The 15552-nt window shown below is 59.8% G+C and carries 13 protein-coding genes and 2 pseudogenes; 7 read left to right on the forward strand and 8 right to left on the reverse strand.

The window, feature by feature from the left end; all coding sequences use genetic code 11:
- Positions 1-82 precede the first annotated feature (82 nt).
- The 3 genes and pseudogenes from PG899_RS19640 to PG899_RS19655 form a co-directional block, all read right to left on the reverse strand.
- On the reverse strand, positions 83-1051 hold the full coding sequence (locus PG899_RS19640) for a substrate-binding domain-containing protein (RefSeq protein WP_043851129.1): 969 nt from the start codon (positions 1049-1051) through the stop codon (positions 83-85).
- Positions 1052-1354: 303 nt separating this feature from the next.
- Positions 1355-1885, reverse strand: a pseudogene (locus PG899_RS24315) (methyl-accepting chemotaxis protein); the annotation flags it as partial.
- Positions 1882-2172: a nucleotidyltransferase family protein gene (locus PG899_RS19655; RefSeq protein ID WP_043851119.1), complete on the reverse strand. Its 291-nt coding sequence runs from the start codon at positions 2170-2172 to the stop codon at positions 1882-1884. The gene PG899_RS19655 and the pseudogene PG899_RS24315, both read right to left, overlap by 4 nt.
- A gap of 382 nt (positions 2173-2554) precedes the next feature.
- On the opposite strand from PG899_RS19655, the gene PG899_RS19660 reads away from it, so the two are divergent.
- A complete protein-coding gene (locus tag PG899_RS19660; RefSeq protein WP_043851120.1) occupies positions 2555-3247 on the forward strand; it encodes a hypothetical protein in 693 nt (230 codons plus the stop codon).
- Positions 3248-3960: 713 nt separating this feature from the next.
- On the opposite strand, the gene PG899_RS19665 is transcribed toward PG899_RS19660, so the two are convergent.
- From PG899_RS19665 to PG899_RS19680, 4 genes and pseudogenes are all read right to left on the reverse strand, one after another.
- A complete protein-coding gene (locus PG899_RS19665) occupies positions 3961-4599 on the reverse strand; it encodes a recombinase family protein (RefSeq protein WP_003830791.1) in 639 nt (212 codons plus the stop codon).
- 46 nt (positions 4600-4645) lie between these two features.
- Positions 4646-5863, reverse strand: coding sequence for a TniQ family protein (locus PG899_RS19670; RefSeq protein ID WP_043851121.1), 1218 nt, complete (start codon positions 5861-5863; stop codon positions 4646-4648).
- Positions 5860-6777: pseudogene (locus PG899_RS19675) on the reverse strand (TniB family NTP-binding protein). The gene PG899_RS19670 and the pseudogene PG899_RS19675 overlap by 4 nt, the downstream one beginning before the upstream one ends.
- The gene (locus tag PG899_RS19680; protein ID WP_043851131.1) at positions 6771-8450 is read right to left on the reverse strand and encodes a Mu transposase C-terminal domain-containing protein; all 1680 of its coding nucleotides are present in this window, start codon (positions 8448-8450) and stop codon (positions 6771-6773) included. The pseudogene PG899_RS19675 and the gene PG899_RS19680 overlap by 7 nt, the downstream one beginning before the upstream one ends.
- Before the next feature lie 197 nt (positions 8451-8647).
- Here PG899_RS19680 and PG899_RS19690 point away from each other — a divergent pair, with 197 nt between their 5' ends.
- The 6 genes from PG899_RS19690 to PG899_RS19715 all read left to right on the forward strand — a co-directional run bounded on the left by PG899_RS19690 (position 8648) and on the right by PG899_RS19715 (position 13754).
- Positions 8648-9196 (forward strand): recombinase family protein, encoded by a 549-nt coding sequence (locus PG899_RS19690; RefSeq protein ID WP_223917169.1) that lies wholly within the window; start codon positions 8648-8650, stop codon positions 9194-9196.
- 56 nt (positions 9197-9252) lie between these two features.
- A complete protein-coding gene (locus tag PG899_RS19695) occupies positions 9253-11577 on the forward strand; it encodes a hypothetical protein (RefSeq protein WP_270697583.1) in 2325 nt (774 codons plus the stop codon).
- A gap of 85 nt (positions 11578-11662) precedes the next feature.
- A complete protein-coding gene (locus PG899_RS19700) occupies positions 11663-12241 on the forward strand; it encodes a lecithin retinol acyltransferase family protein (protein WP_052497078.1) in 579 nt (192 codons plus the stop codon).
- A gap of 50 nt (positions 12242-12291) precedes the next feature.
- Complete coding sequence (locus PG899_RS19705; protein WP_043851125.1) at positions 12292-12717, forward strand: DUF2787 domain-containing protein; 426 nt, start codon at positions 12292-12294, stop codon at positions 12715-12717.
- A 111-nt stretch (positions 12718-12828) separates the two neighbouring features.
- Positions 12829-13326, forward strand: a complete 498-nt coding sequence (radC, locus tag PG899_RS19710; RefSeq protein ID WP_043851126.1) for a RadC family protein — start codon at positions 12829-12831, stop codon at positions 13324-13326.
- A 98-nt stretch (positions 13327-13424) separates the two neighbouring features.
- Positions 13425-13754: a type IV toxin-antitoxin system YeeU family antitoxin gene (locus PG899_RS19715; RefSeq protein ID WP_223917173.1), complete on the forward strand. Its 330-nt coding sequence runs from the start codon at positions 13425-13427 to the stop codon at positions 13752-13754.
- Between the two features lie 201 nt (positions 13755-13955).
- Here PG899_RS19715 and PG899_RS19720 read toward each other — a convergent pair.
- Positions 13956-15552, reverse strand: a 1597-nt coding sequence (locus PG899_RS19720) for a hypothetical protein (protein WP_270697585.1), incomplete at its 5' end; no start/stop codon positions are given.

Consider the following 15552-nt stretch of genomic DNA (forward strand, 5'->3'; position numbering starts at 1 on the left):
CCCCCCACCCATGAGCAACGGGCCGACTCCGCCAAGGGAGCGGCGAATTTGATCGTCATGATGTTCAAACGCAATCCCGGGCCTACTTCGGCGCGCTGACCAGCGCCACATCGATCAGCGTTTCTGATGGCACTTTTTCGCCCTTGAGCAGGCGAATCGCATACAGAACACCTTGATAACCTTGCTCCGCCGAGCGCTGGTCGACGGTAACCGCTAGCTTGCCCTGATCGACCATGGTCCGGATTTCGGGCAAGGCGTCGAAACCGGCCACCTTGACCGAGCTCAGCCCATTGTCGCTCAAGTATCGCAAGGCCCCCAGTGCCATCATGTCGTTGGCGGCGAACAGCAGGCCGATGCCCGGATGCAGCTCGAACATTTTCCTGGTTACCTCATAGGCCTCATCGATCTTCCAGTTGGCGGTTTCACTGGCAACCACTCGGATCGCCGTGTTCTCTGAAAACGCACGCTCCGCACCTTGCTTGCGCGCCTGCGCATTCTCGGCACTACGAATGCCTTCGAGAATGGCTGCCGTGGTCGGCACTTCAATCCCTGCGCTCAGCGCCTTGACCGCGAGATAGGCCCCCTTCTCGTTGTCCACGCTGATAAAGGGCAGGCCGGCGAGATCCGCCACTGCGAGTTGGGTGGCATCCAGGCGGGCATCGATAATCACCACCGGAATACCCGCATCACGCGCCTTTCGCACCGCAGGAATCAGATGGTGTGCATTCGCAGGGGCGATCACGAGCGCATCGGCCCGCTTGTTCTGAACTAGATCTTCGACGATCGAAACCTGCTGTTCGAATGAGGTTTCCTGCGCTGCCGTCTTGACGATCAGTTCAATGCCGAGCTCAATCTCCGCCTTGCGCGCACCCTTCTCCATCTCAACGAAGAACGGATTGGTCAGCGTTTTCATGACCAACGCCACTCGCGGCTTTACAACGGGGGGCGGGGATGTGGAGATTGCGACCGCGGGTTCTCGATCGACACCCTCACCACACCCAGCAAAGACCAACGACAGGACCAGGAAGGCAAGACATCGGATCGGCCGCATGAGCGTCACTCTGGGAAAGGTGACAAATGTTACCAGCTTCTTTCCGACCGGCGGAGCAGCTTGACTGTGGCCACGATCTCGACCACTTCGGCGGTCCGTCTCTTGGAGGCAATCAGGGTGGCCAGCAGCAACGTAAGCGGTAACCGAGCGGCGTTCTTGCCTACTTCGAGCGCGGGTGGAGATCGGATCGAAGCGGATTGGCCGCGAAGTGTTGCTTCCACAGCCTTGGGGTGAGTTGCCGTCGACCGCGTGTTGGGTTTCGTTTTGTATACTCTGCGTCATTTGTCCGATTTCCTGTGTCGCTCTGGCGGTTCGCTCGGCAAGTTTGCGCACTTCGTCGGCCACCACGGCAAAGCCGCGCCCGGTTTCTCCGGCGCGAGCGGCTTCGATGGCTGCATTGAGCGCCAGCAGGTTGGTCTGGTCCGCAATGTCCTTGATGACACTCGTGACACGGCTGACTTCGCTGTGAAGGGCTTCATCGTCGGCGTCCTGGCGCACGGCAGGCAGTTGTTTCTGCAACGCCGGCAGCCATTCTTGTACCGTCTCCCACACCACATCGAGATTGATGGCGAAATAGCCGTGGGCCATGCGATTACGCATGTTGCGCATGCTGCGCCACGGCACATCGGGGTGCGCCTGGATAAAGCCGGCGTAGCCCTCCATCACTTTCGTAGCGGCCTCACCGATGATGATCAGGCTCATGATGACAGCCTGCTGGGTGCGCTTGTCGGCCAGGAAGTCGTCTTTGGTCAGCCCTTCCACGAAGCTGCACGCATCGGTTGCTGCCTGCTGGATGTGATCGAGGTAGTCGGGCAGTCGGTGGTTCTCGCTCATACCGATTGCGCTTCCGCGAGTACCTTGGCCCGAAACTTCGGCGGCAGATCGCCGGGCGTCAGCAAATCGACGGGAACGCCAAGCAAGGATTCCAGGTCGTCTTGCAGATCGCCCAAGTCCAACAACGTGGCACCCGGCAGCGCATCGACCAGTAGATCGAGGTCGCTGCCATCGCGGTCAGTACCATGCAGCACCGATCCGAAGACGCGCGGGTTCGCCGTGCGAAAACGGCTTACTGCTTCGCGCACTGCACTTCGTTTCATGTCGAGCACAACGGACGGTCGCATGGGTATCCTTTCTTATCGAAACTCATTGCAATGCTAAGGGGGCGAGAATAGCCTTTCAAGAACTATTTTCGAGAACCGCAATGCCTTGATTTACTGTGTCGCGCTGTCGTTTTCAGAAGACGGCTGCACTGAACGTCAGAAGCCGACTGCACTATAGCAGCGGAGGGGTTGGATCCATCAGGCAACGACGGGCTGCTGCCGGCCAACTGCTGCCGGTCGGCCTGTCTGTAGCGTCGTCACTCGAACGGCAGCTTCGCTCAGATTGAGGACGAGCCGGTGCCTTGAGAATTCGAGATGCTGACTTTATGACATCTTTCAGGTAATTTTCGCGTTCGACGTCCTCGTGCGGAATCTCTATTCGGTTGCGAAGGAAGGGAGAACTATGAATCGAGTCATTGCAGTCATCTATGGTGTTGCAGGCCTTTGGTTTCTGCTGCTGGCCAGTCCTAGATCCCTCGGAGAAGCTGCCGTCAAATATGCGTTCGCCGCAATTTTGTTGTTCTTTGCATACCGGCGTTTCCGCGCCTCCTCGAAGAATGCGGCCGAGTATGTCAAACAGGAAGATGGCGCTTGGCTGCAGTTGACAGTTGTTCCCGCTGCGCCGCCCATTCTCTGGTTTCCTGCCGTGCTCTCGATCATCCTGGGCGCAGGCGTCGTGGGAAGTGGAATGGCTTACCTGTGGGTCCTGGGCTTGATCTTCGCTTTGCTGACATGGCTGGTCTTGCTGCAGGACCACCGGGGTGGCAATCCCACGGCACCTCGCCGTTTTCGCGTGAATCCAGAAGGCATTGAGACCGACGGAACCTTCTTGCGTAAGGACGACATTCATGACCTGCGCATCAGGAACAAGTTCGCTGGGGGCGTCGAGATCGTTTACGACGCGAATCAAGGCATTCCCACCGGCGTCACGATGGGGCTGGCGGGTCGGCGAGCACTTGCCGAGGTGGCGTATCGGGTTGAAGTCGAAGCTGCCGGAAAGGCTTATGTGCTCGCTGCCGGACTGGATGAGGTCACTGCCAAGGGCGTTGCCACTGAGATCGGCAAGGCGTTGAACTTGGCCATGCCGGCATCATGAGCAAGGCGCCTGGTACCCTCCAGACGTCCGTCACGAGGGCAAAGTGGGCTCAGTGCCGGATCATCCTGCTATGCCTCCTGAGTGCAGCGTGCAATCCTTCGCCTGAGCTCCAAGCCTCCCGAGACGTCCGCGCAACGACAGCGCAAAGCCTCCGGCAGGTGGCTGTCCTCCCGCTGCAGCGCGGCTACTACGTCGCCAGCGATACGCCTTGCGCCAAAGCCTCGAACGCCACCCTCTTGCTTCTGAGACGGAATGGCATCGGCGGAGCGCGGTATTTCTGCGAGTTCAAGCGTATCGAGCAGACCGGTCCAGCCACTTATCGCGTGGAAGAAGAGTGCGCCGATTTCCAGGGGGACGCGCCGGAGACTCGGCATCTGCAATACATACTTGATAATGACTCCCGCTTCTTGGCCAAGGAGCAGGACGTCGTCGCTCTTGACGCTCGGTACTGTGCCCAGTCGGAATTGCCTCTCGAGTGGCGTAACACGGACATCGAGTCCGAAATCGAATGAACACCGCCATTCTGTTCAATGGAAGGGGCGTCCGTCATACATCCGATACAGTTGCGAGCGGAAAGAATGTCGCTCGCGAACGGCCGGTTCCTGCAGGACAAAGCCCTTCAGCCGTTGTGTCAGCGACTGGCTGGTCCGGGTCGACACCGGTAATCGGATCGTTGCCGCACTGAACAGCGCCCCGTTCCAGGTCGCCTCCATTTATGCGGCTGAACCGAGGGAGAGCAGCTTTACGCCGTCTGGCCGCAGTTCGCCCTTGGGCGACACGTGCCGGTAGAGCGTCTGCCGGGTAATCCCGAGTTCTTCGCAGAGATCGCCCACCTTGGTTTCCGGTTGCCCCATGCTGGCCATCGCCAGGCGTAGCTTGGCGGCGGTCATCTTGAAGGGGCGCCCCCCTTTCCTGCCGCGAGCGCGCGCCGAGATAAGTCCAGCGACTGTTCGCTCGGAAATCAACTCACGCTCGAACTCGGCCAGCGCGGCAAAAATACCGAACACAAGCTTGCCGGCGGCAGTCGTCGTGTCGACCGCCGCACCGTGACCGGTCAGGACCTTCAGGCCCACGCTACGCGCAGTTAGGTCGTGCACGGTGTTGATCAGGTGGCGCAGATCACGGCCAAGCCGATCGAGCTTCCACACGATCAGCGTGTCCCCTTCACGAAGCGCCTTCAGGCAAGCAGCCAACCCTGGGCGATCATCGCGCCTGCCCGAGGCCAGATCCTCGTAAAGGTGCGCAAGGCTCACACCAGCGGCGATGAGCGCATCGCGTTGCAAATTGGTGGACTGGGATCCGTCCGCCTTCGATACCCGCATGTAGCCGATCAGCACCTTTTCACCCGTCACGTATACGTTCGATTATGTGACATTGTGTGCCGGAAAGCTCAGGCCGTCAAAATTCGTCACTTAACCCGTCATTCTGTCTAAGACACGCAAAGGGTCCGTCAGGCTCATAATGTGACAGAAATTCCGCGGGGATACCTTCCTTCGCGAAGGTGGCGCGCAACTGTTCCAGGGAAGCGGGGTCGCGCCTACCATAGGAAGCCAACGCGAACAGTGAGCGTGCCGTCTCGGGGTTGTGCCGCGCTTCAATGATGGCCTCGTCGATGGCCTGGACTGCACGCTGCCAGTGATTGATGGGTTCGGGCTTCGGCGTTTTCGTCGGCAGGCCACTGGTGAAACCTGTTTGGGGTTCTGACCAGAACAGCTTTGCCTGCTCGCCTGGCGGGCTGATGTCCCTCACCTCAATCAAGCTGATTGCCGTTGCCGCCGCCTCCAGCATCTGTAACCGTATTACCGGGTTCAAGGTTTCATACGGTCGCCACAAACTTTGCCCAGCACGCAGCGGATGCCCGCAGCCTTCCCAGACTTGGCGGAGATACCCCGCGCAGGTTCCGCACGCGGAAAGCGGGGTGTTCAGCTCATCGAGCAGCGTGCGAAGAAGTCGAAACCACAATCCGGCGTGGATGCGTCGGCGCGGCAGCTCCACGTGACCGGTCGTCAGTGCCTGCCAGGTACGCTGATCCATCGCCGCAATCGCGTCGCTGGCGGTGCGCGGTTCGGCGTCGGCGTTCTCCCAGCCGAGAAACCGCCCAGGCACTCCCCAATAGGATTCCAGCCAGCAGCCATGCAGCGGGCAGCTCAGCATCAGGGGCAGCTTCCAAGCGAGCAGTACGGCTTGGTTCTCTGGATCGTTTAGGCAGAGCGGACAGGCGCGGTGTATCGGCTGGCCGGGCAGCCAGGCACGCCAGCTCGTGATGGATCGTGTCTTTCGGCGGAGTCTTGGCAGCAGCACCGAGAGCTGAAATGCATAGGTTTCCAAGGCGTCTGGAATCTTGTCATCAAGGCTGTCCAGTAGCCAAGGCACCCATCCGGCGAAACTCATACAGCGCAGCCGGTCCAGCTCGATGCCGCTCCGCTGGGAGAGCATCGTCAGCAGCGACAGTGGTGGCGCAGTGTCCAAGTCATCGACCTGACCGTAGCCAAGATCGTGCTCCAGCAGCTCGGACAGTTCCATGTGATAGCAAAGGGCCACGCGGTTGAGCCACGAAGACAGGGCTTCGCCTTCCCTGGGAGCCGGATGCAATGGCCAGCGCAGCGCTGGCTTCACATCAGTTCCCGCTCGAATTGCCGACGCCGCTCGCTGGGTCCGGTGTAATCGGCCATGCCGAGCGTGCGGTGGTTGATCGCTTCCTCTCCGCTCTCCACGGCGGCGACGGCCGCTGCCATCAACAGGTGTGCCAACTCGCCAATGGTGCCCTCGCTACGCGTGAGCAGGTAGCGGGCCATATCCAGCGTGGCAATCGACGAAGGTCGCCGTAGCGGGAGCGAAGCCGCGAAGCTGGCCAGCAGTGAGCAGCAATCGTCGTTGGCCTCCCATACCGGCAGCAGCATCGGCTCGAACCGGTTCTCCAACTGATCGTCCGAACGGATGACCAGATAGGCGTCGCGTGTGCCGACCCCGGCCAGCGGAATGCGCAGCTCGTTGCCGAGAAAGCGCAGCAGGTTGAGAAATTCCCGGCGGTTGACGCTATTGCCGGCCAGGACGTTGTGCAGTTCGTCGATCACCAGCATACGCACACCGACCTTGCGCAGCAGTGCCAGAGCCAGTTGCTCCATTTCCGGCAACCGTGGGCGTGGGCGCAGCGGCGCGCCCATCGCGGCGAGCAGCGCGACGTAGAAGCGGATCACGGACGGCTCGGACGGCATCTGCACGACCAACACTGGGATGTACTCCTAGTCGGCGTCGGAGCTGGCCGGGTGGGTGCGGCGGAACTTCTCGACGATCATCGACTTGCCATTGTTGGTCGGGCCGACCAGCAGCAGGTTGGGCATGCGTTGCTTGTTTGGCCACGCATAAAGGGCTTCCAGCCGGTTCAGCGCCTCGACCGCGCGCGGATAGCCGATCCAGCGGTCGGCGCGAAGGCGCTGGATGCGCTCGTCCGCCGGCAGCCGAGCCAGCCCCTGCGCCGCCGGCAGCAGGTGGGACAGGTCGATGATGGGATATTGGTCCACGGCTACCACTCCTCAATCTGGTCGAACGGTTTGGCGGGCGGCAAGTTGTCTGCCTGCGGGTCGGCAATATCCGTATCCGGCGGAACGGGCTTGTCCGGCCGAGCTGATGTCTTGAGATGCTGGCGGCGATCCGCGTCACGCCGCGCCTTGCGTGTGGCCTTCTGCGCGCTGGTCACAATCTCACGCATCTGGCCGATCATGCGGAACAGCGCCGACTCATCCACCTGTTCGCGCCCTTGCTGCCGCAGTTTCGCCAGCGCCTGCCGTTGTTCCCACAAGGTGACAGCCGGATGTGACAAGGTACGGTAGGGAATTTCCAGGTAGTGCTGCCCCTCCGGTTCCAGCACCCAGATGCGGCTGATGTCGCGCTGGTCGCGCCGGATCAGGAAGGCGGGTAAACGGTCGCGCCGAGCGATCCACGGTTTGAGCGCGTCAGCGTAGTAGTGGATGTGGTCGATGACGAAGCCAGTGCGGGTCAGGGTGCGGCGGAGGATGGGCAGAAAATCGACCAGAAAAGCTGTGGCGCGAGTGACGACGGCCGGTACGCCGGCACGCGCCACGGCCTCGGCCCAGCGCGCGGCCGGCGGTTGGAGCAGGCCGTTGTGCACCGAACCGTGGTAGGTGCCGACCGCCAATGTGAGCCAGCGCTCTAGCTCGCGCAGCGTCAGGGCGGCCTTGTTTTCGGAATCGTAGTCGCCGCGCTGGTCAGGGTTGGAGAAGGTCGTTCCCGGCAGTTCGTCGTGAATCATCTGCATCGCCGTGCCGATGATCCGTTCCACGATGCCCCCATAGTGGGGCTGTCCCAGCGGGCGATAGTCCAGCCGGATGCCATGCTGCTCGCAGCCACGGCGCAGCGCTTCGCTCTTGAACTCGGCCGCGTTGTCCAAGTAAAGCAGTATGGGCTTGCCGCTCATCGGCCAGTCCATTTCCACGTTCAGCCCTTCCAGCCAGGGACGCTTGTCGCAGGCGATATGCGCCAGGCACAGACCGACCGAGACGGCAGACGGCGCTTCCAGCGTGACGACCATACCGAGCACGCAGCGGGTGAACACGTCGATGGCTAGGGTCAGGTACGGGCGGCCAATCGGTTGCCGGTCGCGCTCATCGACTACGATCAGGTCGATGACCGTATGGTCTATCTGCACCTGCTCCAGCGGCGCGGTCACGGCAGGAGGCTCGCCGCCAACACCTTGTAGGTCACGAGCGGCATCCTGGCCTTCCCGTCGGCGAATGACCTTGCGCGGGTCAAGGCTAGCGATCCGTAAGGCCACGGTATTGCGCGCCGGCACTCGCAGTTTTTGAGCCTTGCACACCTGAGTGACTTCGCGGTGAAAGGCCGCTAGGCTGCGCTTCTGCTTGGTCAGGAACCGCTTTTGCAGTAGCTCGTGGATGACGCGCTCGACCGGTTCCGGCAAGCGCCCCTTGCCTTTACCTCCACCGGACTGGCCGGGCACCAGATCCGTCACGAGGCCGCTGCCTTGCCGGGCACGCCGGATCAGAACGTACACCTGCCGCCGAGACAAGCCCAGCGCCTGAGCCGCCATATCGGCCGCTTCGTGCCCGACCGTCTCCGACTGCGCCAACGGGCCGATGATCTCCGCACGACGGCGCGCACGCTCCCAAGCCTCATCAGGCAGAGTGGCCACGCCTTGTTCTGGAATCCGTGGGGTGTCCGTCGCCATGCTCACCTCGCTTTGGTGCACACGAGTATTGAGCATAGTCGAGATTGGTGCAGATCACTTCTGATATTGAACTGTCAGGAGCTGGCTGCACAACAGCCATTATGCCCAATCAACTGGTGCAGTCGTCTTCTGAAAATGACAAAGGTGCCTATTTCGTGAGTGTCACTAGGGCTTGCCCTATTGACCGGGAGGAGACCATGGCACTGGTAGGTTATGCACGCGTGAGCACGGTAGGCCAGAGCCTGGATACCCAGCTTCAAGCGCTGGCCGAGTGCAGCAAGATTTTCCAAGAGAAGGTGAGCGGCGCCAGCGATGACCGGCCCCAACTCGCCCTGCTGTTGGATTGTGTGAATGAGGGGGATGTGGTGATGGTGACCAAGCTGGATCGCTTGGCGCGCAATACCCGTCACCTGTTGGAAATATCGGAGTCCCTGCAACAGCGGCAGGTGGCCCTGCGCATCTTGAACCTGGGGATCGACACCTCAACCCCGACCGGCAAGTTGATGCTGACCATGATCGGCGCCATCGCCACCTTCGAGCGGGAGTTGATGCTAGAGCGCCAAGCCGAGGGGATTGAGCTTGCCAAGCGGCGTGGGGCCTACAAGGGCCGCAAGCCCACCGCGATGGCCAAAGGGCGCGAGGTGCAGGCGCTGGCCAAGCGCGGGTTACCCAGGGCCGAGATCGCGAGGCAGGCTGGGATCAGCATCTCCAGCGTGCAACGCATCCTCAGGGCAACAGAAAAATAATGCCGGGGTATCTCCCGGCGCATCGGATCCGTATTCAACACCAAGGAAGAAAAATAATGAAAAAACATCATCATCTCTCGTTAATCGCCGCGTTGGTCCTCAGTGCTTGCGGCGGTGGCAGCGACAACAGCAGTAGTGATAATGGCAGCAATGGCGCTCCCGCCGATATCACCCTAACCGGTCGCGCCCTCTCCGGCGACTATCTGGCTGGGCAAGCCGTCTGCCTGGACCTCAATGCCAACCAACAGTGTGACAACGGCGAACCGCAGACCACCACCGACAGTCAGGGGCGTTTCAGCTTCACCTTGCCAGAAACGCAGCAGGCCGACGCCCGTCAGGCATGGGCCATTCTTGCCGCCCCTGCCACCTCGCCGACGGTTGCTGCTCGGGCCGCCACCACCCCAACCCTGCTCGGCTACGTTGACGGTGCCGAGTTTGTGGTCAGCCCCTATACCCACCAACTGGTCACCAGCTCCGACCCTGAGCAGCGCAAGACTCAATATCAATCCAGCATCGCCACCAAGGAGAAACAACTGATTGCCAGCGAGCTGGGGCTGACGACGCAGGAGGCCAGCGAACAGAAGCTGTTTGGCGACTATCGGGCGGCGGGTGACGAACACAGTGCGGCCCTGGCTGAAGAGGCTGCCACCAAAGAGCAGCAACTCGTTGAGGCAAGCACCCTGCAAGCCGAGCTGGCGGCGGCCCTTGCCACCGACAACCCGCAAGGATGGCAATCGGTCACGGTCAGCATTCGCAACCTGCGCGAGTACAACCGCAATCAGGACATCTGGCAGCAAATCCGCCTGCAAGAGGTTGTCTACACCAAACGGGTTGAGGCCATCGAGACGACCCGCACCGAGAGCACCCGCTGGCTGCTCGATGAACAGGGCGGCTATGATGCCCAGCAGCCACTGCGCCGCTTTATCGACGAGGAGCACAAGCACTGGGACAGCAAGCAATATAGCCTGCACTCCGCCTGGGACTGGACCTACGACGAGAGCGGCAATGCCACAGTCAAAGGCGAGAGTATCCGCAGCGGCACCTTCAGTCAGGATGCGAATGGTCTCTACAGCTACCACACCACGGAGTTCACCAACGAGGGCACGCCCGTTCCCCATGACACGGCCCCGTTGCCTGAGGATAGTTATTGCGAAGGCTTCGACATCCAGGCCGAGTTCGCCCGCTGGCAAGCCGACCCAAGCCTGACGGCACTCGACCAGTGTGTAGGCAATGTCCTGCAAAGCGATGACCAGGAGAACCTCGACAGCCAGGGCGCATGGACACAGCACCGCGCCCTGACCTTCTGGCTCAGAGGGGAAGACCCCATCAATCCCAATGGCCCCCCCAGCAGCTACGAAACCCGCACCAGCGTTGTCACTGTGCAAGGGGATACGCAGTTTGTGAACCAACTGGATAACCAGGCTCTGACCATCAACGCCCCAGCGTTGGGTCAGTCTCCCTTCAACCTCACCCGCGATGACAAGCTGAGCCATACCGGTGACAGCGCCATCAAATTGGCCCAGCCGATTTGTGGCGGGTGCGCGGCGACCGAACTCGACAGCAGCATCCCCGGCTTTGGCAAGGTCGAGCTGCAAAACTACAACCCGACCCGCTGGCGCTCGCTGGCCGGGGCCTATCTGGAGCAGGATCACCAGAAGCAGGCGAATGGCTTCACCCTCGCTAATCGCTTCTACCAGTTGGATGTACAGCAGCCTGATGGGCTGACCAAGCCATTGTTCTTGAAATACGCGGGCAATAGCACGCCGTTTATGACTCAGGACTGGCAGTTTGATAGTGCCAGCCAGACCCTGACTGCCACCCATCACTACACCCCCGTTGCCGACCTTGCCGATGTCTGGCCACTGCCACACCAGGTCATGCAAGGTGACGCGTTGGAACTGAAGGCAACCGTCAAGCTCGTGCAATCCAACGGCTTGCCCAGCGCCACGCAGACCACGGCGGTTGATGGCGGTAATGCCATCAGCACGCCCACTTTCGCAGAAGGGCTCTTCAGCTCGCCGCTGCGCTGGAGCGTGCAGAGCAGCGACACCAGCCCGGATGGCCAAGAGTTCGCCGAACTGCTGTTTGGCACCGCGCCGCTGAGCTTCAAGGCCAGCCGTGAGGCGGGTATCAGCCAGGGTATCTGTGGCGGCGACCCCGCCACCGTGCGTCAGGAATTGCTGTTCGCACCGGTTGGCGGGGACATGGTAGTGAGCGTGGTCTGCGATGGTGTCGATGTGGCGCAGCAATATCTGCTGCGCGTGACCACACCGTTCAACGGCACAACCTTCCAGGCAGAGCTGCAATTCTTTGCCGATGGCGCCAACATCTACCGGGAGGCCCCATTCGAGCGTACCCAGCTCACCTTCACCAAACAGTAAGCCTCACTCGTTCGACAACATAAATCCCACAGGGCGTCACCACATGGTGACGCCCTTTTTCATTTTCAGTTCATAAGGAACCGCTATGACCATGCCCCCTCTCAACCTCGGCGACCACCTCGCCGTCCAGCGCCTCGGCTACAGCCACCACGGTCTCTATGTCGGCGACAGGCAGGTGATCCACTACCAGGGACCGTTTGCCAACGATGACCGGACAGGCCAAATCGTTCTGTGCTCGCTCGATGATTTTCACAGCGAGCAGCCGCTACAGGTGCTCTCTCACCCAAGCCGTCCGTTCAGTCCGGAAGAGTGCGTGGCACGGGCGTTCTCCCGCTTGGGCGAGCAGGACTATCACCTGCTCTTTAACAACTGCGAGCACTTTGTGCAGTGGTGCATTGAGGACCGGCACAGCTCACCCCAGGTGAACCAGGCCACCACCGCCCTCGCGGCCACCGGCAGCCAGTTGCTTAAATCCAGCCAAGGCAGTCAGGCCATCACCAGCGCCTTGATGGGGGCCTCCGCCAGCTTGGCCAGCGTTCCGGCGACCAGCAGCACCATCTTGTCTGTCACCGCCATCAGCGCCCCGGCATGGGCACCGCTGGCCGTGGGCGTTGCGGTCGCCTATGGCACACACCGGTTATTTAAATGGCTCACCGATGACTAACCCCTTCATTCATCGCTCAACCACTTCATCACCACGCAAGGAAAAATCCCATGACCATCATCTTCAACCAGGACGGTATCAGCCTGCCCGTGAGTCAGGCGCTGCTGATCCTGCTCAACCAAGAAGCAGAGCGTACCAACCTCGACCTGGTGCGTTGCACCCAGCTCACCTTCCACTTCCGCAACCCCGGTTACAGCGCCGAGCAAGGCGGCGTTCATCCGGTCGAGATCCGCTTGGTACGTGGTCTCGACGATTGGCTGTTCGATTACGTCACTGATTTCAGCTATCAGGGGCTGGGGCAAGATGCGGAGCTTTGTAAAGAGCTTGATTTCAACTTCCTCGACGGCGAGCACGTTATGCAGGGCTGGGGGCCGCTCCGGCTGGCAGAGGCGCGAGAGCTGTTCGCGCTGTGGCAGCGCAACTTCATCGCCTACTGCGGACTGGAGTGCTTCAGCGTCACCGTCAGCGGGAACTAGGAAGTATCGGTAATCCGCTGACCCACTCACCGCAATCCCCCCTTTATCGCAAAAAAGCACACCCCACCGGCCCCCATCGGCCAGTGGGGCGAACGCTTTGGAGGATCAATCATGTTGCATCAGAAACTCACCGCCGGGGAGCAACCCGGCACCTATCGGGTGACCGACTTAGTCACCGACGACGACTTGCTCACCATCGCCCAGGCGTTGGCCCGCCAGAAGCTCGCCAAAGGCGTAGCCCTCACCGACAAGCATCTGGCCCACCAAGCGCTACAAGGGCTGCTGCAAACGCGGGATCGCGAAGTGTTCGCCGCACTGTTCCTCGATAACCAGCACCGGATCTTGGCCTACGAGGAGCTGTTTCTCGGCACCCTCTCCGCTGCGACTGTCTACCCCCGCGACGTGGTCAAGCGGGCGCTGCACCACAATGCCGCCGCGCTGATGCTGGTCCACAACCATCCCTCAGGTTACCCAGAACCCAGCCGTGCAGATATCGAGACCACTCAGCGACTGCAAAGCGCCCTAGCGCTGGTCGATATCCGCACGCTGGATCATCTGGTGGTGGGGGCGGAGGGCGTGGTGTCGCTGGCAGAGCGTGGGCATTTGTAACGGTTACGCCAGTCAAGAGGTCCGCTTGGGACACGGGTGATAAACCAGGGTCCAGCGGTGACCTGTATGACGACCGAACATCAATTGGAGTAAAGAACATGAGCACGATAGGCAGTTGGGGATTACATACCCAGGTTCAACCCCGTTTTGGCGCACGGGCCATTGTCGAACGAAGCGGAGTCTCCCTACTCTGGGATCGCAGCGGCGTCTATGGCAATGCTGACGACCAGTGGCTCACCGACATCGACACCGTTTTACCGGGGTTTATTGAGCGCCTTGGCAGCCTCTTTCGGCAAGGGGAATTGCTGAGCGACCAGGACAAATTGGTGACATTGAGGCAAGGGGAATGGGTCTGCCTGGCCAATCCAAGGGCCAGCTATGGCTATCTCTATCTGGATATCTATCGGCAAGAGGACTCGAAAATGTAGCAAACTGAGGCAGATGGCAAGCATGGTAGCTTGCCTCTGCCTGCTACTTCTTTTCCCCTAAATACTGAAAATGGTCGCTGAAGGCCAAGTTCGTGGTCAGGAGCAAACTGATTCGTTCGTACCGCGTCCTTGCGGCGAAGGGCCAAACCGGATGATTCTGGTCTGGCGGGATTTTTCTTTTTTTGTCGTCCGATATCTTACTCAAACTTGTTCAAATACCGGTAAATGGTTTCGATGAAACTGCTCAATACCATATTGGCGTAGTGTTTCCAGCCAGCGTTCTGCGATTGTCCGACCAATACCACGTTCAAGCGCAGCTTCACGTAATAGTAAAAACTCGGTGCGCAAAGTCGTCGGCATGATACCGGGATCATCTGTATTGACCAGCACTCGTATAGGACCTCTGCGTAAGTTGTGACGGTTATGCTCCCCTCCCGGCACCAGTACACTCTCTTCTGGCGGATGCCAGCGGAAGATCGGGTGTTCACTGTGCTGTTTGAGTCGAGCAATATAGACATTCGAGGTTGGGTTTGCCTCAATGATGAGTCCCATACTTTCGTAACGATCGAGCAGATAGTCCTGCAGCGCATGCATGAATTCGAGTTCGGCGGGCGTATCCGTATCATTAAACAGCTCAACCCTGCATACAGTATTCTGGCTATGAGGAGTCCCCCCATGCTGTTCAGGGTATAAACTGTCCCGCCCTTGCCAACTGTTACTAAAACGCACCATAACCAATGGTAGTTCTTGACCACTTTCCAGATAGCTGTGGCGGTTGAGATACAATCGCACTGCCTCGTCATTGTTATCCATCAGACACCTCCAATCAGGCAGAGCGCTCCTTTCCCTCGCGGTTAGAGGTTGCCCTCCATGTAATTCTCGAAGCGTATAGTGGCAATTTTGACGCAGCAGCCAAGCACGATAGAGGGTATCCGGCGTCGTAGTTCCTCCCAAGTGAGATGGCGAGTCGACTACTGACAAGCTCCGATCATCACGCTCGAACTCATAGCCGAAGTGTGGCACTCTCCAGCCACTGAGCTCGCGGGAGAATCGTGCGATACGCCGTTCCAACAAGGGTAATACCTGCTGTGCCAAGAGCAATCGACCGCTAAGTTCGACAGCGTAATGCCAAAGCCAGACCAAGTTATCCAGATGCTCATCCAGAGGCAGTAGCATATCGCCTTGGCGCTCAACCCAAAAGGTAGGTTCGATACCTAGCGCCAGCGCATGGCCTAAGCGATCACCATCACGAAACTCGCAAAAACGTACCGTTTCGTCGATGTGGCGCAGGCCGGAAGCCGGGTGAGCATAGTCTTCACCAGCATGAATACTCAGATGAAAGCCTGTACTAGCGGACTCCCCTTCCGACCGCCCCATCAAGCCACTGCGTAACCAGCGCAACATGGGGGAGAACCACTCAATCTTCAGGGCATTCTCGTCCCCCGCCACATCCAATCCACGGAACCAACGTGCCGGCTGGAAATGAAAATGCGGATTCAATTTACCCCCAAGAAAAACGGCATCGTTCCAGCCAGACTGATTATTGAGCTTGTTCAGCAGCTTCCTGGTAGTTTTCCATAGATCCTTACAATTCGCCTTGGGGCGTTTACCACGCTCATGTCGGCTTGTGCGAGAGAAGTGCCCGCAGAATTGCCAACGCTCTAACGTTTGCAGATAAGTCTGAGCGTTGGCATTGGGTCGGATCTCGTGTTCACCGAAGATAAATAGCTGTTCCGAATAGTAGATCACCGGAGGAAGGGAACTCAGTCCAGTTTGTGCGATCTGATTAGTCGCTAAA

The organism is Aeromonas sp. QDB39 (assembly GCF_027707585.1).
Lineage (GTDB): Bacteria > Pseudomonadota > Gammaproteobacteria > Enterobacterales > Aeromonadaceae > Aeromonas > Aeromonas hydrophila.

Bases quoted from the DNA above. Each gene is read 5' to 3' on its own strand.
- PG899_RS19640 (WP_043851129.1), bottom strand. From the start codon at position 1,051: ATGCGGCCGATCCGATGTCTTGCCTTCCTGGTCCTGTCGTTGGTCTTT.
- PG899_RS19655 (WP_043851119.1), bottom strand. From the start codon at position 2,172: ATGCGACCGTCCGTTGTGCTCGACATGAAACGAAGTGCAGTGCGCGAA.
- PG899_RS19660 (WP_043851120.1), top strand. From the start codon at position 2,555: ATGAATCGAGTCATTGCAGTCATCTATGGTGTTGCAGGCCTTTGGTTT.
- PG899_RS19680 (WP_043851131.1), bottom strand. From the start codon at position 8,450: ATGGCGACGGACACCCCACGGATTCCAGAACAAGGCGTGGCCACTCTG.
- PG899_RS19690 (WP_223917169.1), top strand. From the start codon at position 8,648: ATGGCACTGGTAGGTTATGCACGCGTGAGCACGGTAGGCCAGAGCCTG.
- PG899_RS19695 (WP_270697583.1), top strand. From the start codon at position 9,253: ATGAAAAAACATCATCATCTCTCGTTAATCGCCGCGTTGGTCCTCAGT.
- PG899_RS19700 (WP_052497078.1), top strand. From the start codon at position 11,663: ATGACCATGCCCCCTCTCAACCTCGGCGACCACCTCGCCGTCCAGCGC.
- PG899_RS19705 (WP_043851125.1), top strand. From the start codon at position 12,292: ATGACCATCATCTTCAACCAGGACGGTATCAGCCTGCCCGTGAGTCAG.
- radC (WP_043851126.1), top strand. From the start codon at position 12,829: ATGTTGCATCAGAAACTCACCGCCGGGGAGCAACCCGGCACCTATCGG.
- PG899_RS19715 (WP_223917173.1), top strand. From the start codon at position 13,425: ATGAGCACGATAGGCAGTTGGGGATTACATACCCAGGTTCAACCCCGT.